Genomic DNA, 19,803 nt, shown 5'->3' with positions numbered 1-19,803 from the left:
ACTAGCAATGGAGGCAGGTAAGATCATGAGCACAGAGTATACACAGTCACGAACAGTGCAGTTCATTCCACCGAGCGAGGGACCGCTGCGGCGGCACACGCATACCTATGACCTGATGCGGCAATGTATCCACTGTGGATTTTGTCTGCCTACCTGTCCGACCTATTCCGTCCTGGGGGTGGAGATGGATTCGCCCCGGGGGCGCATCTACCAGATGCAGGCGGTCGCCGATGGCAAGCTGGATATCTCCGACGACTTTATCGAGCACATGTATTGCTGCGTCGGTTGCCGGGCCTGTGAGACGGCCTGTCCATCGGGCGTGCAGTTCGGCAAGCTGATCGAGGCGGCGCGCGAGCAGATTCAGCTCACCACCAACAAAGTAGCGGCCCAGGAGGGTCCGGACGTCCATGCCAGGGACGAGTACGACGAGACCACCACGCCGACGGTCAGTCGGAGCAAAAACAGCATCTCAGCCACCCTGCTGCGGCGCTTCTTCTTCGACGCCATGCTCCCCTCGCGCACGACGCTATCGCTCGTCTTTGGCGGGCTCAAGCTCTACCAGCGTAGCGGACTGCAAACCGTCGTGCACAAAACGGGGCTGCTAGACGTGGCCAACAACCTGCCCACGCCGTTCAAAGGGAAACTCAAGATCCCGGAAGAACTGATGTACAACGCTGGCGGCGCCATCATTCCCTCCCCTCTACCCGAGGTCACGCCGGCAATCGGCGAGCAGCGCTACCGCGTCGGCGTCATCAGCGGCTGCATTATGGACCAGGTCTTCCATGACATCAACGAGGCCACCGTCCGCGTGCTGGCCGCCAACGGCTGCGAGGTGATCACGCCGCCCCAGCAGGGTTGTTGCGGCGCTCTACACGTCCACGGCGGCGAGGCGGATAAGGGACGCGCGCTGGCCCGCCACAACATCGATACGTTCGCACCCTACAACTGCGACGCCATCATCATCAACTCGGCCGGTTGCGGCTCGACGCTCAAAGAGTACGATCACCTGCTGCGCGACGATCCCAACTACGCGCAGAAAGCGCGGGCGTTCAGCGACAAAGTCAAAGACATCAGCGAATTCCTGGTCAGCATCGAGCCGGTGCAGCCGATGGGCGAGGTCCACCACACCGTCGCCTATCACGACGCCTGCCACCTGCTGCACGGTCAGAAGATCAAGCAGCAGCCACGCCAGATGCTCAAGAGCATCCCCGGCCTCAAGCTAGTCGACCTGCCAGAGTCGGACTGGTGCTGCGGCAGCGCCGGTATCTACAACCTGACCAACCAGGAGATGGGACACGAGCTACTGGAGCGCAAGATGAACAACGTCGAGGCCACGGGCGCTCAGATCATTGCCACCGGCAATCCCGGCTGCATGATGCAGATCGCCATGGGCATGCGCCAGCGCGGGCTCCCCATGGAAGTCAAGCATCCCGTCCAGCTGCTGGACGACGCCTACGCGGCCGGCGGTGTATATAAGAAAACCAGCAACGACAGCGTCACCAAAAAGACGCCCAGGCCGGTCACGGCCCTGGTAGCCGCGTTCGCGCTCCTGCTTGCCATCCTTATCATCAAGGGTCGTCGACGCAAATAACGCAAAACGTGGGTATGCCCCTTGGGGGCAATACGTTCAACTTTAGAAAAGGCGAAAATAGAAAGAGATGCAGTACGTGCGGGGCTTGCCCCCGCTTGCTTGCTTCCCAAAAGGAAAGGCCCCTTCAAAGCGATCAAGGACGGTTTACATGCGATGCATGGCATCATTTCCGTTGCTGTTTCGAGCAGCGAGGAAGGAAGCGGGGGCAAGCCCCGCACGTACTGTGGTCGTTTCTCTTTTTGCATGATCTTAAATTGGAACATGTTGCCCCAAGGGGCGCTTACCACGCAACGGCCCCGTGCCCAGGCGGGCATTTTCCACCACACAGAATCGTTTCAAATACAACGTCCAGGTGTCTTCTAGGTAAACTCTTCCGCTCTACAACCCATTGGAGTGACCGCCATGTTTGCCCTATCAATGGGGACCTATAACCCGCCCCAAAAGTAACGTTTTAAGCGGCTGGACATAGGATGATTGTACTTACTCGCCTGGGTTTTAGATCATATAGAGAGTTATAGCGGCATTTATATATAAAAATAGAAATTTATATAAATGTTTAATGGTACTATAGTTAAAAGTTAGTTTAATAATCAAGGAGAGGGTTTGTACGTTATGGGTCCAGCCAGATTTACCAATATAGTGACGTCTGAAGCGGCCTTACGTCAGTTGGTAGGGGTACCGAGCGAAGTTGTTCGCTACAAGCAACTTTCCAGCCTCGACCAGCAATGTCAGGAGTTTATCAGCGTATCACCGTTTCTTTTAATGGCGACAACGAACTCGTTTGGATATTGTGATGTGTCTCCGCGTGGCGATGCGCCAGGATTTGTGCAGGTTCTGGATGATTTGACGCTCGTGATCCCGGAGCGATCAGGCAATCGGCGCGTCGATACACTCGGCAATATTATCCAGGTCGGCAGCATCGGCTTGCTCTTCCTCATTCCTGGCGAAAAGGAGGCATTGCGCGTCAATGGGCGGGCCTGCGTGATCCGCGATGAGGCTATTTTAGCGCGCTCCACCGTCCAGGGTCAGCAGCCCCTGCTCGGCATCGGCGTTGAGGTCGAAGAAGCGTTTATCCATTGCACAAAGGCAATCGAGCGCTCAAGGCTCTGGGAACAAGCGGGCTGGCAGGAGATGTCGGAGTCACCATCAATCAGCCAGATACTTCAAAATCAAACATGCATCGCCGATATCGCGACCCAGAAAATTAATGCTTACCTTGAAGAGGATTGTAAATATCTCTACTAAAGTGGCGTAGCTACACATATTTATCCACACAGATAGGAGATCATCCTCGTTGAATAATGGCATTCCTCACCGCCCATGGCAGGTTCTCTTGCTCGGTGGTCCTTCTGGCGTTGGGAAGACCAGCGTCAGTTACCGGCTGGCGCAGCACTTCGGAATTGGGATCACGGAAGTCGATGATTTCCAGGTGGTGCTTGAGCGCATGACGACGCCCGCGGAGCAGCCTGTCCTGCACTACTGGCGTACCCATCCCAGAGCGGGAAACCTGCCGGTAGAGGAGATTGTCAAACACACGATCGCCGTGGGCCAGGTGATGGCACCGGCGCTAGCGGCGGTGATCACCAATCACATTGAAAGTCGAGCGCCTGTTATTCTAGAAGGGGATTTCATCCTCCCCATGCTGGCTACAGCTTTTTCAGATAGCTCGCATCGGAACCCGGTACAGGCGATCTTCCTGTACGAAGACAGCGAAGAACAATTCCGTCACAATTTTTTGCAGCGCGAGCCCGAGCACGGTCCGCAAGAGAAACGTGCCCAGGTAAGCTGGCTCTATGGGCAATGGCTCAAACATGAAGCCAAACGCGTGGGCACCCTGACAATATCCGCTCGGCCATGGGACGACCTTTTTGAGCGCATAGTGAGCGCACTCAGCTGATACAGCGGTTGAAAAGAGATACATTACATCGGGCATAAATGGCTAGCGGAAAAGCTGCTCAAAACGAGTCCGGGCCTGATCCGCGATTTCGTCGACGGCGCGATAGCGGGTCCACCACCACTGGGAAAACCCCGCGTTTTGTTGTTGGGCGATGGCCGCCGCGAAGCTACAGGCGCCAAAGACGAGGGAGCGAAAACGGATCGCATCCACCAGGTAGTCGAGCTCGGCGGTAGTCAGCTGATAGTACTGACAATATCCCTCTATCACCGCGTGCAGTAGCCTTGTATTGGGATGAAAGGGATCATCGGCCTCCAAAGGAAACCAGGGAGCCTTGCCATCGCAGTTGGATAGCAAGAAGGCGACATCGAGGACCGCCGGCCCCAGGCCTGACCCTTCCCAGTCTAGAAGAGAGACATGTCCTGGTGCCATCATAACAGCGTTGAAGGGATGGCAGTCGTTGTGGATGAGTGTCGTTGGCAGATGGGTGCCGCGATCAAGCGACGAGAGTGCTTCCTCTAAAAGATCAAATTGTGGGATATAAACAGGTGGGACGAGAGCGGCAACGGCATCAAGCTGTCGCTGCGCGAAGGCCAGCTCATTTGATGGCAGCATGCCCGCGCGGGGAGGATTGTAGGTGAGCGCTGGCTTGAGCGCGTGAAGCCGTCCCACGGCGCCTCCCAGCAGACGAAACGCCGAGGGGGTGTATTCCAGGGGCGCCCCGACAAGAAACGTCGTCATCAAGAGCTGCCAACCCTCAACGCTCGCCGTAGCCGTCTGCCCGATCGTCAAAATGATCCGCTCCGCCGGATAGCCCTGCTGCTCGAAGAACTGAAGCAGGCGTGCAAGCTCAAAGAAGGCGGACTTGTCGGGATCTGTTACGACGCGTAGAATCTGGCGCGTTCCATCTGCCAGGTCCACCCGAAAAATATATTTCCCAGAATCACTCGGTAGACGATGAAGCTCTATAGCCTGAACGTGATAATATTCGCGGATACATTCGACTAAAAAAGGGCTTTCTAGCGTTGGTTGAAGGTCTTTTTTATTCATCTAACCAATATATCCTTTTCACAACATCAAAAATATTTCTATGTAATTATAATTACAAGCAACACCTTCCGTGTAAATTCCCATCCTCTCGCGCAAAGTTGGTCAGCCTTCACTTAATTCGCCAGTCGCATAGTTTCCATGTGGTAACCATATCACTTTTTGTCCTATCTACATATTCTGCAGAGGAGGTACAATTTAATTTGTAATTACACGTATAATATCACCATAAAACTCCCTCCTATTTTTACCGTAAAAGTTGTGTTTTGGAAAGGGCTCTTTTGACGTGAGGATTTGTGTAAAAGTGTGCAGGATTATTTTTCTGTATGGTCTGAAAACTGTTCTTTCCGCCCGACTGGCCGTTTCTGGCTTCCCATGGGCTCTCCGACAGCAGTGGCAACATGCTTCAGAGTCCGCCTGTGTCATTCCAAAGGATACAGTCAGGGGCATGCCCCGCTTGTGGCTGGTTGCCGTGGCGGTGATGCTGCTCGCCAGCATGGGGAGCGTCGGTGCCGGAAATTCCACCACGCAGGCGGCTCCCTCAAGGAGTGCGGAGAGAGGCCGGTCCACTCCCGAGCCGCAGCGCGCGCTCAGCGGTGTGCTGCAGCCTGGCATGGTGGTGCACGCGCAGCCCGGTACGCCGACGCCGGCCCCCAATGCAGCTTCCCAGGCCTGCACAGCGACCAGGCACAAGATTGAGCCGCCGATAGCCGTGTCCGGACACGCCTCCCGGCCCGAGCACCCGCTGCGTGAGGGAGCGCAGCCCAACTCGGATCAGGTTCTCGTACCGGATACGTCCCCCGGGCTGGGTGCACCGCTGCCAGATCCAAAGCATACCCCGCCCCCACTGCCGGAAGACCCTCGGCGGCTAACGCTGTTCCGCGACACCACTGTACCGATCACCACTGGGAAGTCGTTAGCAGTTGCGGAACCCAGCACCGACCAGTTGGGGCGGGATATCTTCGCCACCGGCAACAAGCATGCCGAGTTCTCCCGGGACAACGGCCGGATCTGGCAGGGGCTAAATCCCTACACCATCTTCGGGCCCGACTTCTGCTGCGACCAGGTTACCGTGGCTGATCCACAGTACCATCTGCAGGATTGGGTGCTGCAATACATCCACTTTACCGAGCCCCAGATTCCCGGCGGTGGACACCTGGTGATGGCGACTTCTCCAAGCGGGGACTTTATCAACTGGCGTCCCTATACCATCAGGCCATCCGACGTCGGATATGCCAACGACCAGAACGACTTCGACTTCAACGACCTGGTGATCGGTAGCCGCTATCTATACCTGACCACACGGCTCATCACGTATCCCCCTCCTGGTGACGAGGGCTATCGCGTCGTGGCTGTGGTGCTGATGCGGATCTCGCGCGCGGACCTGGCCGCGGGGCTCCCAGCGTACTATGATGCGATCACCCGCACCGACATCACCGAGGAGCTTCGAGTTCCCCAGGGCATCACTGATATCGCCTACGCGGCCGCCACCTCACTGCGGACCGGGGAAGGCCGGGTGGTGCGCCTGCTCGTCTGGCCGAAGCAGTCCATGTGGGTAACCACTGTCGACCGGCTCGTCCCGCCGTTCCGTTACATGACGCATGACGACCCGGCGATGACGGCGGATTGCGGCAGTCGCGACCATGTGGTCGCCAACTGGTGCAGTTACCGGACGTCCGGGGCGGTGACCGCCGCCCGCGGCGGGGACTACCTGTGGTTGACCTGGCCGGCGCAGCAGTACGGCACCCGGCGTCCCTTCCCCTATGTGAGGATCACCGGTATCCGGGAGAAGGACCTGCGCGTGGCCGTCAGTCACGACCTGTACGGACTCACCGTGGCCCACGCCTACCAGGCGGTCGCCACGGACGAACGCGGCAATCTCGGCCTGATCGATGCCTATGGCGGCGGCGGGGGAGGCAACGACTACTTTCCCGGCGCGATGATCGCTATCTTCGACAACCTCAAATTCAAACTGGCCTCGCCCAGGGTCGACTACTTCCTCCCTGGAAAGGGCAATTCCTGCCTCTATGAGCCGGGAACCTCGTTTGAGGGAAACTGGGGTGATTTCCTCACCATCCGGCGCTGGCACGCCGGCGGAGCCGTCTGGCTGGCCACCGCCTTCGCCCGCAAGGACAACACCCCGATCCAATGTGGCCAGCAGTCGGTGCCCATGACCATCAAGAATATCGTCTTTGGCTGGAAAAGCGACCGCCGCTTCTACGAACGAGCCGTGCGCTCCTAACCAGCGCGTCCCTGAGGCTCGTAATGGTCCTCAAGCACAGGGCCGGTGACCGCCTCGCGGCCTGAGGACTACATCATTCGATGGGACTCCGTCAGGCCGCGCCGGGGTAGAATGTCATTATCAACGTGGCATTGGGCACGAATCATGCATTGGGCACGAATCATCAAGAGTAGTTGAAGGTACTCATGAAAAAAGCAATGAACAAACAAAAAGCAACCTGCTCTGGCAAACGTTGCATGTCTCACGCGCCGCAAAGCGGGCTCGCCATCGAAGCAGGTTCCAATACGCTACTTCCCAGACAAAGACCAGAGCCGCAAAGGTGACCAGGGTATAATGCAAACGCAATCCTCGACCCCAGATTCGTTGTTTCCACATCAGAGCCGCGCATATCACAGCGACAGCCGTGAGGATCACGGAGACAAGGGCAAGCGCGAATAACAAGATGTGCCCCGATCCTCCAAAGAAGGTGATGCCCTGGATGTTGGACACCATGCCGATTGTTGTGTAGAGGCAAAGTGCAAGTAAGCAAGCAAAGAGGTGAAACCAACGGTATCCTCCTGACAAATTCCGGCGGAACAGGAACATGCAACACAGGCATGCAAAACGCACGAGACAAAAAGTTCTTTGAGGTGTTTCTGTTACACAGGATGGTCGACAAACACCATCTCCCACTGACCCACCCACTCCGGCTGGTTGCTCACAAGCCTTCGTAATCACCATTTCGTCTTTAGTTGACGGGAATCTTCGGCAAATGGATCGCTTGCATGACTGCCCACACGATGGTCACACAACTCGTTTCCGTGGTGAAGGAGTCGATCTGGTCGGTTCGCTGCCGCACATTGCTGAAAAAACTTTCAATGGCATTGGTCGTGCGAATGTAGCGATGCATCACCTGCGGAAAGGCATAAAATGTCAGGAGATGTGCTTCATCTTCCATCAAGCTTCGCACGGCTTCGGGATAGCGCTTCTGGTATTTCCCTTGAAAAGCTGCCAATTGGGTCAGCGCTTCCTCTTTCGTCAACGACTTCCAGATCCCAGTCAACTCGGTGGTGATCGCACCTCGTTCCCGTTTGGGAATGGCATTCATCACATTACGCTGTTTATGGATTACGCAGCGTTGGCGCAAGGTCGTGGGAAAAAGGGTGGAAACGGCTGCGAGCAACCCATCGTGTCCGTCCGTCACGATGAGATCTACCTGGGTGGCTCCCCGTGTCCGCAGGTCTTGAAGCAGGTCCATCCATCCGTCCTTGCTTTCTTCGGCGCACACCCGTAAAGCGAGTACCTCTTTCGCTCCTTCCAGATCTACTCCCAGGGCCGTTAAAATGATGGTTGAATCCGTTTGGTCTCCATGACGTACCGTGAAATGAACCCCATCGAGGTACACAATACGCCAATGGGTGTGCAAAGAGCGCTCACGCCACGCTTCAAATTGTTCCGTCAGTGTATGATTGAGCCGGCTCACGGCGCTGGCACTCGGGGCAACCCCCATCAGGGTTTGGGCCACTTCTCCTACTTTCTGGGTACTGACCCCAGCCACAAACATCTGCGTTAACCCTTCAGCCACCCGGGGTTCATAGCGATTGTAGCGATCAAAGACGTGGGTATGAAAGTGTCCTTCGCGATCTCTGGGAACTTCAAGATCTTCAATTGGGCCAGATGAGGTCGCCAGATCACGCGTGTAGGTTCCATTGCGATAGCCTTTACGTTCAGGCGTACTCTCTCCCCAGTCCGCTCCGAGAAACTGCTTCAGCTCTTCGCGCATGACTTCTTCGATCACCACACGCACCGCACTTCGCGTCAATGCGCGTAAATGCTCATGGAACGTTTGCTGTTCTGGTAATGATGGAGATGCTTGCTCCGACGATGGTAAGAGGTTGTTGTTCGATGTGATACCCTTTTTCTTAGGCACAGGCATAGTTGTTCCCTCCGGTTTGAAATGGAAGTTTTTACTAAAAGAGACAATCTATGCCTGTATTATCTCTTCTATTGACCTGCTTTGGGAGGAAACTCTTTACACAACAACCGGGATGGTGTCGGATGTTGACGGTGACGACAAACCAGAGGAACAATACAAGCAAGAGTAGGATCACCATATTGACGCCGCTCACCAGTCCCATGATCCAGCGTGCGATTCGAAAGGATGCACTCTTCTCCTGAGGTGCTCCCATGCGCCGGAAGCGGAACCTCTGGACCAGGAGCAAGAGCAGGAACGCTGATAGGAAGAGCAAGAACGCGAAAGCGAGCAGCATGAGGTGAAACAGCGGCGTCTCATACCAGGCCAGCTTCGCATATGCTTCGAGCGCACTATTGAGCAGCATGGTGGTCCCGTTCTGCCCTGTTTGAAATGCGATAAGTTCCGGACCATTGACCTGGCGAAAGAGCCAGGGCTGGACTTCGACAGCAATTTGACCCGCTGGTGACACTCCCTGGATGCGTATCTCCCCATTGTCATGGCTCTGCACATTGATTGTCGAGAGCAATGCCCCCACTTTCCCAAAGGTCGTGTAGTTACGCGTGACTGGCCAGTAACTCCCCGTGATCTGTTTGGCCCGTTCCGCAAAGCCAGGCAGTGGCTTTGGCATGCTCATGTGCCGCGAGGGAGCGGGAAAATAACGATCGAGGAAGGCGTGCCTTAGCTTTTCTAGAGCCTCGCTTCCGCCATCGCTGTTGTAGGCGACAAAGAGCTCCACCTGCTGAAGCGGTAAGAGCAGAAGCAGGGAGCGAAAAGGACCAGAGGAGTCCAGGCAATATCCAGGTTCAAAGGTGTAGGAAAAACGTTTTCCTCCTCAGATGAAGGAGACAAATCCTGATCCTTTCTATCTGGCGGGCATCAAGCGAAAGAGCATCTCGTCATAATGCAGAGGCATCTTTTACGCTTTAAATAGTAAATGTCTTCAATCAGTATATTATTATATTAACATACTGATGACCATTGAATGCGAAGCTCGCACGTAGGATGATCATAGATGAAGCGTTTGCGGATGAGTTGGCGCAGCCATCGATGCGTTATACTGGTGGCAGAAGCTCTCTTAAATAAAGGCTAGACATGCGGAAGGAGATGAGCAAGCATGGATATACAGACGGTTGGAATTCTGAGTCCGGGTGATATGGGACATGCGATTGGGGGCGTTCTCAGACAGGCAGGGTTGCGGGTGATTAGCTGTTTGCGTGATCGGAGTCCGCGGACGCGGGAGCTGGCCAGCCAGGCCGGGATCGTTGATGTGGAGAGCGACGAGGCGCTGGTAAGGGAGGCCGATATCGTGCTGTCCGTGCTGGTGCCCGCACGGGCGGTGGCGACGGCTGAGAGGATAGCTGTGGCGGTCCGTGCGACAGGCGCCAGGCCGCTATTTGCCGACTGCAACGCGATCTCTCCACGCACAATGCAGGCCATCAACCAAATCGTTACGGAGAGTGGTGCTGACGTGGTCGATATCGGCATCATCGGTGGTCCACCGCGTGGCAAAGACTCGGGGACGCGGCTCTACGCGTCAGGACCGCGCGCCGCCGAGATAGCAGCGCTCAACAACTATGGCCTGGATATCCGCGTGCTGGGTGACCGGGTCGGGCAGGCGTCGGGACTCAAGATGTGCTACGCCTCCATAACTAAGGGGCTGACGGCTCTGGCTACCGAGGCGCTGACCGCCGGGCAGGCGCTAGGCATCGGTGAAGCGCTCACCGGTGAGCTAAAGATGAGCCAGGCCACCCTGCTCAGCATGTTTGAGCGCCAGATACCCGGCATGCCGCCCAAAGCCTATCGCTGGGTTGGAGAGATGGAGGAGATCGCCCAGACCTTTGGCGACCTTGGCCTGCCGCCACAGATGCTGCAGGGGGCCGCCAACGTCTATCGGCTGGTGGAGCAGACCGAGCTGGGTGCAGAGATACCAGAGCAGCGCCGCCTCGGCACTACACGCGACGAGGTAACGACTATCCTGAACAACAAGCTGGGGCACGCAACAACACAAAGGTAGTTCAAATACTTGCAGCACAATCCTTGCCCAGACCAGCCAATGTGGGCACACTGCAAGCCAGGGGCTGTCTTTCTGCTACGGCGCAGCGTCAAAGTACCGCTCTAAAAATACATTTTTGTTATGGTTCTAAGAACAACAAAAAAAGACCTTACTTGCGAGAAGTAAGGTCTTCACAATCTTTGCAACTGCATACAATGTATCCTCAATTTTGCCGAGCCATCCGTCAGCCAGAGACTGAAGCAGAGGACACGCATTCCAGCGCCACGATGAAGATACCTGTTGGTGAAACAAGCCGTACGATCATTAGGGCGACTTCGCTGCGCCTGTTACCAGGTGTCCACGTGTCGTCTATCTACCAGGTCGTCTTCCTGGGATCTTGACTCTTCTAGAGAGTGGGAGAACAAGTCTTGGGTGCGGCTTCGCGCTTAGATGCTTTCAGCGCTTATCCCTTCTCGACATAGCTATCCAGCTCTGGCCCGGGCAGGCCAACTGGCACACCAGCGGTCGAGCCATCTCGGTCCTCTCGTACTGGAGATGACGCCCCTCAATTCTCCTACGCCCACGACGGATAGAGACCGAACTGTCTCGCGACGTTCTGAACCCAGCTCGCGTGCCGCTTTCATGGGCGAACAGCCCAACCCTTGGGACCTACTCCAGCCCCAGGATGCGACGAGCCGACATCGAGGTGCCAAACCTTGCCGTCGATGTGAACTCTTGGGCAAGATAAGCCTGTTATCCCCGGGGTAGCTTTTATCCGTTGAGCCACACTCCTTCCACTCGGGAATGTGGGATCACTAAGCCCGACTTTCGTCCCTGCTCGACCTGTCCGTCTTGCAGTCAAGCTCCCTTGTGCCTTTACACTCTGATGGGTGATGTCCATCCACCCTGAGGGAACCTTTGGGCGCCTCCGTTACCCTTTGGGAGGCGACCGCCCCAGTCAAACTACCCGCCTGATCCTGTCCACGTCCCGGCTCACGGTGACGTGTGAGAAACAAAACACAACGAGAGTGGTATTTCATTGGTGTCTCCCCCACCCCCACAAGGGTAGGTTCTCCGACTCCCACCTATGCTACGCACGCTCTGCCTCGTTTCGAGGTCAAGGTGTAGTAAAGCTCCACGGGGTCTTTTTGTCCTGTCGTGGGTAACCCGTATCTTCACGGGTACTTCAATTTCGCCGAGTCCTCTGTCGAGACAGTGCTCAACTCGTTACTCCTTTCGTGCGGGTCGGAACTTACCCGACAAGGAATTTCGCTACCTTAGGACCGTTATAGTTACGGCCGCCGTTCACCGGGGCTTAGATTCGCAGCTACGATCACCGCTCCTCGTAACCTTCCGGCACTGGGCAGGAGTCAGCCCCTATACTTCCGCTTTCGCGTTCGCAGAGACCTGTGTTTTTGGTAAACAGTCGGTTGAGCCAATTTCTTGCAACCCCCTCACGCCACTCCGAAGAGCATCGCTACTAGGGCACCCCTTCTTCCGAAGGTACGGGGTCAATTTGCCGAGTTCCTTAACAGAGGGTCGCTCGATCACCTGGGGAGTGTTCCCCCTGCCTACCAGTGTCGGTTTGCGGTACGGGCGGAGATGGCTCTGGCGAGAGGCTTTTCTTGGCGGCCTAGGGGCCGATGACTTCCGCGGACGCAACGTCCGCTCGCTGCACGTGTCATGCACAGGAAACCGGGATTTGCCTCGGCTTCGCACTTCAGCGCACAGACCCATCCTGTCCAATCGATGGGCTCACCTTCCTTACCGCGTCCCCCCATTGCTCGTAACGAGCATCTCCGGTGCAGGAATCTCTGACCTGCTTTCCATCGCCTACGACTATGACGTCCTCGGCTTAGGACCCGACTCACCCTGGGACGTTTGACGGTGCCCAGGAACCCTCAGGCATTCGGTGTGTCTGGTTATCACAGACATGACGCTACTCATTCCGGCATTCTCACTTCTCTTCGCTCCACCAGTCCTTGCGGTCTGGCTTCTCGGCTTGAGAACGCTCCCCTACCAATCCATCTGAGATGGATTCCATGGCTTCGGTAATCCGCTTGAGCCTCGATACGTTGTCGGTGCCACGACACTCGACCAGTGAGCTATTACGCACTCTTTAAATGATGGCTGCTTCTAAGCCAACATCCTGGCTGTTTGGGCGTTGTGACCCCCTTTTACACTCAGCGGATACTTGGAGACCTTAGCCGATGGTCTGGGCTGTTTCCCTTTTGACGACGAAGCTTAGCCCCCGCCGTCTCACTTGCATGCATGCTGTCCTGGCATTCGCAGTTTGCTTGGGTTTGGTAACCTGCACGAGGCCCCTAGCCCATTCAGAGCTCTACCTCCAGGATAGTGTATCATACAGCTGTACCTCAATACATTTCGGGGAGAACCAGCTATCTCCGTGTTCGATTGGAATTTCTCCCCTATCCACAAGTCATCCCCCAGTTTTGCAACACTGGTGGGTGCGAGCCTCGACGGACTGTCACATCCGCTTCACTCTGCTCATGGATAGCTCACACGGTTTCGGGTCGCATCGCCGCAACATTCGCCCTGTTCAGACTCGGTTGCCCTGGGGCTCCCCAGCTTTAACGCTGGTTAACCAGGCTACGACGATGCACTCGCCGGATCATTCTACAAAAGGCACGCCATTAGCCCTTGGTTTCTCGTGAAACAGTGGCCTCTGACTGCTGGTGAGTACGTGGTTTCAGGGTCTCTTTCATCCCCCTCTCGGGGTGCTTTTCACCTTTCCCTCACGGTACTTGTTCGCTATCGGTCGCTAAAGATGTGTAGCCTTGGAGGGTGGTCCCCCCAGCTTCCCACAAGATTGCACGTGTCTCGTGGTACTCAGGATACCGACCCACGTCAACAAACCGTCCTCTACGGGGCTCTCACCCGCTCTGGCCACGCTTTCCAACGTGTTCGAGTAGTTCGTCGTTGCTTGATGTCGGTCCTACAACCCCGATGGACCCGAGGGTTCATCGGTTTGGGCTCCTCCCGGTTCGCTCGCCACTACTACGGGAATCTCGGTTGATTTCTTTTCGTCGGGTTACTGAGATGTTTCAGTTCACCCACTGCCCCCCGTCACTGCCTATGTGTTCAGCAGGCGGTCTCCAGACATCACTCTGGAGGAGTTGCCTCATTCGGAATCTCGGGGTTCATCGCTTGTATGCAGCTCCCCCCGAACGTTTCGCCGGTCTCCGCGTCCTTCTTCGGTCTTTAGCGCCAAGGCATCCACCTCGTACTCTGTGTAGCTTGTTCTCTACGTCTCTTCATCATGTACTATGAATGCTTTGACTTCTGCTCTTCTTCTCGAAGAGAGAAATCGATCCTCTGCTTCAACTCTGGCTGACCATATTGCTCAGCAAAATTGAAGATACATTGTATTCAGTTGTGAAAGTGCACTGTTGTGGTGCCTCTCGCCACACGCTTGCCGCCTGCGGCGGCGCGCGGAAGAGGGAGAAGATCCTGGGGGACACCCCCAGACCCCTGGCATGGGGACTGCCGTCCCCCTGCGCCCCCTGGTGCGCATGGCTGCGTGTTGCGGTGGCTGTACCCCAACAGCTCAAGAGTGGAAACCAGCGTCGCTTCTGGCAACGCACCAACCAATGTCCTGGTCGACCTGGAAGTGGAACACGCTCTGTTGTCTGAAGTCTCTCCAGACGCGTGTTCAAGCTCCCTAGAAAGGAGGTGATCCAGCCGCACCTTCCGGTACGGCTACCTTGTTACGACTTCACCCCAATCACTGACCCCACCCTCGACGCTTGCCTCCCAGATGGGTTAGCCCAGCGGCTTCAAGTGTTGCCAACTTTCGTGGTGTGACGGGCGGTGTGTACAAGACCCGGGAACGTATTCACCGTAGTGTGCTGACCTACGGTTACTAGCAACTCCAACTTCATGGAGGCGGGTTGCAGCCTCCAATCTGAACTGAGGCCAGGTTTGACGAGATTAGCTCCCCCTCGCGGGTTGGCAACTCTTTGTCCTGACCATTGTAGCGTGTGTGTCGCCCAAAGCGTAAGGGCCGTGCTGACTTGACGTCATCCCCGCCTTCCTCCGTCTTATAACGGCAGTTTCGCTAGAGAGATCCAACTAACGACAGGGGTTGCGCTCGTTGCGGGACTTAACCCAACATCTCACGACACGAGCTGACGACAGCCATGCAGCACCTGTGAACCCGCCCCGAAGGGACAGCCCGTTACGGCTGGTGCAGGTCCATGTCAAGCCTTGGTAAGGTTCTTCGCGTTGCATCGAATTAAACCACACGCTCCGCTGCTTGTGCGGGTCCCCGTCAATTCCTTTGAGTTTTAATCTTGCGACCGTACTCCCCAGGCGGACCACTTATTGTGTTAACTGCGACACTGAAGGGGTCGATACCCCCAACGTCTAGTGGTCATCGTTTACGGCTAGGACTACCAGGGTATCTAATCCTGTTCGCTCCCCTAGCTTTCGCACCTGAGCGTCAGGTACTTCCCAGGACACTGCCTTCGCCTTTGGTGTTCCTCCGGATATCTACGCATTTCACCACTCCACCCGGAATTCCGTGTCCCTCTGAAGCCCTCAAGTCAGACAGTTTCCATAGTACTTCGTCAGTTGAGCCGACGACTGTCACTACAGACTAATCTGACCGCCTGCGTGCGCTTTACGCCCAGTAACTCCGGACAACGCTCGCCCCCTACGTATTACCGCGGCTGCTGGCACGTAGTTAGCCGGGGCTGATTCCTCTGGTACCGTCCGTTCTCGTCCCAGAGAAAAGCAGTTTACGATCCGAAAACCGTCATCCTGCACGCGGCGTTGCTCGTTCAGGGTTGCCCCCATTGACGAAAATTCCTCACTGCTGCCCCCCGTAGGAGTCTGGGCCGTTCTCAATCCCAGTGTGGCTGATCGTCCTCTCAGACCAGCTATCGATCGCGGTCTTGGTAGGCCATTACCCCACCAACCAACTAATCGAGCGCAGGCTCATCCTCGGGCGCCGTTTCCGGCTTTGCTCTCGCGAAAGAGCATATGCGGTATTGTCGGCGATTTCTCGCCGGTATTCCTCACCCCAGGGTAGATGACCCACGTGTTCCTCACCCGTCCGCCACTCCCTGTTTGCACAGGGCGTTCGACTTGCATGTGTTAGGCACGCCGCCAGCGTTTATCCTGAGCCAGGATCAAACTCGCCATCCAATGTTTTATAAACACATATCTCTGCAAGACATGTGAAAAAGCATGGTAAGTTGCGATCATGGCCAAGTTACATTAACATTGGCTTGTTTCGCAGATTATTATGGATACTTGATGATGGAAAAACCATCAAGCCTCCGAATTGACAGGAACTGGTTCTTTGTGTGTTGTTGTTCCAGTTGCTGTTCTGCTTTCCACTCTTCAGTTGTCAAGGTACTGAAACGCAAAACCAAGATTTTGCGATCGGACAGGCGATGAATGTTTTTTCGTTCGCTTGTCTCGTGTGCTGTAGTATCGCATGTTCATTGTGCTTTGTCAAGCGGTTTTAGGACCACTTTTTCAGCGGCTCCGAAATCTCGTTTTTCTCGGTCGTGTGCCTGGCAAGCCAGGGCGAACATCTCGAAAAAGGGCTGACATTCCCATGCATACAACATCTTGTTAAGAATACATATGAGATACTAGCCATCTCGGAGGAGCCACCTTATCGTGGCACAATCGGAGCGAAAGGGACAGGAGCATCCACTCTCAAAGCGGGTGATTGTCTTGTTTCGACAGCTCGATGATTATGCCATATCTGTCAGGATCTGTCAAGCACTTTTACTACTTATTTTAACTCGACTGTAAAATTTAAGCCTGGTTTCCTTGCAATTAGGGATGAAAAAATTATCAGGGTAAAACCCGCGCCAAGGGCTTGGCGCGGGTTTTACCCTGATAACCTATGAAAAGAAGCTTTGTGATTGGGGAAACCAACATCCTACAAATCCCCTCAGTTCATACGAATGGGGAAAAATCTGATGCGTGGTCTTTCGCCCACTGTGCGAGTGTGCGTGCCTTATGGGAGGTTACCTGCTCAACGGTAGGGAGCACCACATCGGGAATGGTGACCGTATCCGACCAATATTCCAGAAGCATCTTGATGACAGGGAGGGGCATGTACTTCTCCATCTCCTTCTGGAAGACATCGGCAGGAATCTCTTGAAAATGAAGCTGCTTGCCAATAGCCGTTCCAATACAATTCAGTTGCTCGATCCGCGTCAGTGCCTGGGGTCCCGTCAGCGGATACGTCTTTCCCTGATGTCCATCTTGCGTAAGAGCAACTACGGCAACGGCAGCAATATCCGCTTCATGGATCGGTGCCTGGACAGAGTTGGCATAGGGTTCATAGACGGTCGCTCCAGTTTGGATGGAGTATGCCCAAAACAGCAGGTTGTTGGCAAAGCTTCCAGGGCGCAGGAACGTATACGGAATGCCGCTGGCCATGACCGCTTTCTCGACGGCAAGATGATGCAGCGCACTCATGGACGTTTTGTCTCGCTCATATTCCATCGCCGCAGCCAGCGAGGAGAGTACAACGATCTGTTCCACCCCGGCTGTCTTCGCCTGCTTCAAGAAGGCATCGACGCCTCCCTGTGCAGGAAATAGGAACACTCGGTTCACCCCTTCAAAAGCCCTGGAGGGCAAATCCCCTTTCGTAAAATCACCCTGAAGAGCTTCTACCCCAGCAGGGGCTTTGTCTAGATCACGAGTGACAATACGAACCTCCTGCCCAAGGGCACGAAGCTGGGTCACGATGGATTTACCAACAGAGCCTGTGGCACCGGTAATGAGGTAATTCATCTATGTCTCCTTTGTTTTCATATCTCTGCTTGTTCGTTCGTTTTCTTTATCTAGACAAAGTATACCTTTAAAAGAGGACATAAACCGCCCTCGTTATCCTGCTTTCGCGAAGTCCAGGGCTTTGTGAAAGTCGGAGGAGGTCAAAAAAAGATCGATCCTTGCCCAGAAGTAAAATAGGGGTTGACAAAGCTGCACAGCTGTAGTAGTATTCCCTCTGTCAGAAAAACCACTTGCATGTGCAGGTGAGCTGGTGACAATAGCGAAGAGGGCACACCCGTTCCCATCCCGAACACGGAAGTTAAGCTCTTCCTCCCCGATGATACTGCGTGGGCAACTGCGTGGGAAAATAGGAAGTCGCCGTCTCACCCGCCCATACGGGTGGTTTTTTGTTGTGTGGTGGTGCAAAATTTAATCGGACGCAAGGTCCGAACTTATGGGGGGACGCGAGGTCCGAACTTATGGGAGGGGCCTCGCGTCCGGCGACCTACTGGTTTAGTAGGGTTGCATTCAGGCGGATGTCGGTGGCGGCCAGGGCTTTGGAGACGGGGCAGTTTTTCTTGGCATCTTCCGCGATGCGTTGGAAGGTGGCCTCGTCGATGCCGGGAACGACCGCTTCGGTGACGAGCTCGATGGGGTTGATGGCAAAACCACCCTCGACCGGATTAAAGTGCACGTTGGCCGTGGTGTGGACGCGCGTCGGTACGTGTCCTGCACCGGCCAGGGCGGCCGATAGAGCCATCGAGTAGCAACCGGCATGGGCGGCCGCGATCAATTCCTCGGGGTTGGTGCCGCCAGAGCCATCGCCCATGCGGGAGCGGAACGAATACTGGCCCTCAAATGCGCCGCTGCCAAGGCTCATCTTGCCCTGCCCGCTCTTCAAATCACCATTCCATTCAGCATCTGCTTTACGAATCGCCATGAATCACTCCTTTTTTGAACCATCTATAGAAATGCCAGCAATGCCAGGACCCGACGGCCGCGTGGCGACCTCCATGGTCTCCAGCTGTGGCTTGATCCCGCGCGCCTTATCAATAAATGCGCGCTCACTCTAATCATAACACGTTTGGCGGTACAAGGACCGGGACATTCTGTTCCATCATTTCAGGAGCGATGTTCCGCCTGCAGCATTCCTAGCACTTCGCTCTCCTCGGGACTGGTTGGCACATAGTCCGCGTCGGCCTCTGTGATATGCCAGATAACCCCTTTGAGAATGATATAGTGCCACTTCAGATTGGGGCTGTTATTGAAGTCGGCGGGCATGGCGGTCTTGAGCAGATCCAGAACTTCCTCGGGCACTTTGTCGCGAATGTCCAGTTCACCACTCTGTACCTGCTCGATATAGCGCGGGACCAGCCCCATGGGATCTTCACGGTAGATGACGCGGTGGAGATTACGCAGGTTACTCAGTCCGACCTCGCGGTGCTCGGGAATCGCCAGGTCATTGATGATGCGCCGGCGCAGGGCCTCGAAAAAGCTGTATTGCACCAGCCCACTACAGATAAAGCGCAACACCGATTCGGCGGAATCCGACTTCTCGTCCCACTTTTTGAACAGGTTGGCAACGGCCGTGGCCGCCTCGGCTACCTGAGGAACAGCACTGAGGTGGCGGCGGGCCGCGCGAGCCGCGTAGAGGGCCGCCAGTTCATAGACGGTGGTATGATCATACAGGCCGGTGATCTGATCGATGGCGATGCCGCGCACATGCCGCAGATAGCCGATACCATGGGTATCCTCGGGATCGCGCGGGTTGTGCCGCGATTGCTCATATGGATTCTCAACATACCAGTCCAGAACGGGGCGCTTGATGCCCACGGTAAATTCATCGAAAGGGATAACCTCGTTGCGCCAGTTAGCCAGGTGGATGCCCTTGGTTTTGGCCTCGACCAGAAAGGTGTTGTTAAAGCCCTGATAGGGATCGCTGATAAGGTAGAGGATAGCGGAATGGCTCCACTTACTGTCCGTAGCGATGCGGATCAGGTGCGCGAATACCTCTTTGGGATCCTTATTTTCGCGCAGAACAACGTCGGCCACTTGCAGAAATGGTCCCTCGGCTTTAGACTGCAAAAAATAATCGAGGGGGTTCTGCTCGATACGGCTAGCTCGATAGTTCATAACTACGATTCCTCAAAATAGAGTGATGTTCATCTGCTTCAATTATGTAACCGATGCTGTGCTTACAGCAAGATCAAAAGCATTTCTTAAATAAACTCTGCTTGAAAACCGACTTGTTATGTATGATGGAGTTTCTACCATAACCAATACTGTTATAGACCTACATATGTTTTTCAGTATGGAAAAA

11 protein-coding genes and 3 rRNA genes are annotated in these 19,803 nt (G+C 55.3%); 6 read left to right on the top strand and 8 right to left on the bottom strand.

Annotated features, from left to right (window positions below):
* The first annotated feature begins 25 nt into the window (after positions 1-25).
* From AABA21_RS34155 to AABA21_RS34145, 3 genes are all read left to right on the top strand, one after another.
* Positions 26-1,591, top strand: a complete 1,566-nt coding sequence (locus AABA21_RS34155) for a (Fe-S)-binding protein (protein WP_338257165.1) — start codon at positions 26-28, stop codon at positions 1,589-1,591.
* A 612-nt stretch (positions 1,592-2,203) separates the two neighbouring features.
* Positions 2,204-2,836 (top strand): MSMEG_1061 family FMN-dependent PPOX-type flavoprotein, encoded by a 633-nt coding sequence (locus AABA21_RS34150; protein WP_338257164.1) that lies wholly within the window; start codon positions 2,204-2,206, stop codon positions 2,834-2,836.
* Positions 2,837-2,885: 49 nt separating this feature from the next.
* Positions 2,886-3,488: a hypothetical protein gene (locus AABA21_RS34145; protein WP_338257163.1), complete on the top strand. Its 603-nt coding sequence runs from the start codon at positions 2,886-2,888 to the stop codon at positions 3,486-3,488.
* 42 nt (positions 3,489-3,530) lie between these two features.
* Here AABA21_RS34145 and AABA21_RS34140 read toward each other — a convergent pair whose 3' ends face one another.
* Positions 3,531-4,535: a phosphotransferase enzyme family protein gene (locus AABA21_RS34140; RefSeq protein ID WP_338257161.1), complete on the bottom strand. Its 1,005-nt coding sequence runs from the start codon at positions 4,533-4,535 to the stop codon at positions 3,531-3,533.
* Between the two features lie 445 nt (positions 4,536-4,980).
* Between AABA21_RS34140 and AABA21_RS34135 the strand changes: the two genes are divergently transcribed.
* Positions 4,981-6,774, top strand: a complete 1,794-nt coding sequence (locus tag AABA21_RS34135; protein ID WP_338257159.1) for a hypothetical protein — start codon at positions 4,981-4,983, stop codon at positions 6,772-6,774.
* Positions 6,775-7,501: 727 nt separating this feature from the next.
* Here the strand turns inward: AABA21_RS34135 and AABA21_RS34130 are convergent.
* On the bottom strand, positions 7,502-8,689 hold the full coding sequence (locus AABA21_RS34130; protein ID WP_338250504.1) for an IS256 family transposase: 1,188 nt from the start codon (positions 8,687-8,689) through the stop codon (positions 7,502-7,504).
* A gap of 34 nt (positions 8,690-8,723) precedes the next feature.
* On the bottom strand, positions 8,724-9,356 hold the full coding sequence (locus tag AABA21_RS34125) for a hypothetical protein (RefSeq protein ID WP_338257157.1): 633 nt from the start codon (positions 9,354-9,356) through the stop codon (positions 8,724-8,726).
* A gap of 486 nt (positions 9,357-9,842) precedes the next feature.
* On the opposite strand from AABA21_RS34125, the gene AABA21_RS34120 reads away from it, so the two are divergent.
* Complete coding sequence (locus AABA21_RS34120) at positions 9,843-10,742, top strand: NAD(P)-dependent oxidoreductase (RefSeq protein ID WP_338257156.1); 900 nt, start codon at positions 9,843-9,845, stop codon at positions 10,740-10,742.
* Between the two features lie 283 nt (positions 10,743-11,025).
* Here AABA21_RS34120 and AABA21_RS34115 read toward each other — a convergent pair.
* The 3 genes from AABA21_RS34115 to AABA21_RS34105 all read right to left on the bottom strand — a co-directional run bounded on the left by AABA21_RS34115 (position 11,026) and on the right by AABA21_RS34105 (position 17,504).
* A 23S ribosomal RNA gene (locus AABA21_RS34115) occupies positions 11,026-13,985 on the bottom strand.
* 422 nt (positions 13,986-14,407) lie between these two features.
* Positions 14,408-15,890: ribosomal RNA gene (locus AABA21_RS34110) — 16S ribosomal RNA — on the bottom strand.
* Positions 15,891-16,658: 768 nt separating this feature from the next.
* Positions 16,659-17,504 carry an NAD(P)H-binding protein gene (locus AABA21_RS34105; RefSeq protein WP_338257155.1) on the bottom strand — a complete coding sequence of 282 codons (846 nt, stop codon included), beginning with the start codon at positions 17,502-17,504 and terminating at the stop codon, positions 16,659-16,661.
* 246 nt (positions 17,505-17,750) lie between these two features.
* Here AABA21_RS34105 and rrf point away from each other — a divergent pair.
* Positions 17,751-17,867, top strand: a 5S ribosomal RNA gene (gene rrf / locus AABA21_RS34100).
* A 121-nt stretch (positions 17,868-17,988) separates the two neighbouring features.
* Here rrf and AABA21_RS34095 read toward each other — a convergent pair.
* Together AABA21_RS34095 and AABA21_RS34090 are read right to left on the bottom strand one after the other, a co-directional pair.
* Positions 17,989-18,423, bottom strand: coding sequence for an OsmC family protein (locus AABA21_RS34095; protein WP_126597713.1), 435 nt, complete (start codon positions 18,421-18,423; stop codon positions 17,989-17,991).
* 182 nt (positions 18,424-18,605) lie between these two features.
* Positions 18,606-19,616: a hypothetical protein gene (locus AABA21_RS34090; protein WP_338257152.1), complete on the bottom strand. Its 1,011-nt coding sequence runs from the start codon at positions 19,614-19,616 to the stop codon at positions 18,606-18,608.
* Positions 19,617-19,803 lie beyond the last annotated feature (187 nt).

The organism is Dictyobacter halimunensis, from assembly GCF_036245075.1.
The sequence above is the reverse complement of the archived record's forward strand: the minus strand, read 5'-3'. Positions and strand labels throughout refer to the sequence as shown.

What these genes read in the sequence shown, in the direction of transcription:
- AABA21_RS34140 (WP_338257161.1), bottom strand. Translation starts at nt 4,535, where the DNA reads ATGAATAAAAAAGACCTTCAACCAACGCTAGAAAGCCCTTTTTTAGTC.
- AABA21_RS34090 (WP_338257152.1), bottom strand. Translation starts at nt 19,616, where the DNA reads ATGAACTATCGAGCTAGCCGTATCGAGCAGAACCCCCTCGATTATTTT.
- AABA21_RS34135 (WP_338257159.1), top strand. Translation starts at nt 4,981, where the DNA reads ATGCCCCGCTTGTGGCTGGTTGCCGTGGCGGTGATGCTGCTCGCCAGC.
- AABA21_RS34120 (WP_338257156.1), top strand. Translation starts at nt 9,843, where the DNA reads ATGGATATACAGACGGTTGGAATTCTGAGTCCGGGTGATATGGGACAT.
- AABA21_RS34155 (WP_338257165.1), top strand. Translation starts at nt 26, where the DNA reads ATGAGCACAGAGTATACACAGTCACGAACAGTGCAGTTCATTCCACCG.
- AABA21_RS34105 (WP_338257155.1), bottom strand. Translation starts at nt 17,504, where the DNA reads ATGAATTACCTCATTACCGGTGCCACAGGCTCTGTTGGTAAATCCATC.
- AABA21_RS34095 (WP_126597713.1), bottom strand. Translation starts at nt 18,423, where the DNA reads ATGGCGATTCGTAAAGCAGATGCTGAATGGAATGGTGATTTGAAGAGC.
- AABA21_RS34150 (WP_338257164.1), top strand. Translation starts at nt 2,204, where the DNA reads ATGGGTCCAGCCAGATTTACCAATATAGTGACGTCTGAAGCGGCCTTA.
- AABA21_RS34130 (WP_338250504.1), bottom strand. Translation starts at nt 8,689, where the DNA reads ATGCCTGTGCCTAAGAAAAAGGGTATCACATCGAACAACAACCTCTTA.
- AABA21_RS34125 (WP_338257157.1), bottom strand. Translation starts at nt 9,356, where the DNA reads ATGCCAAAGCCACTGCCTGGCTTTGCGGAACGGGCCAAACAGATCACG.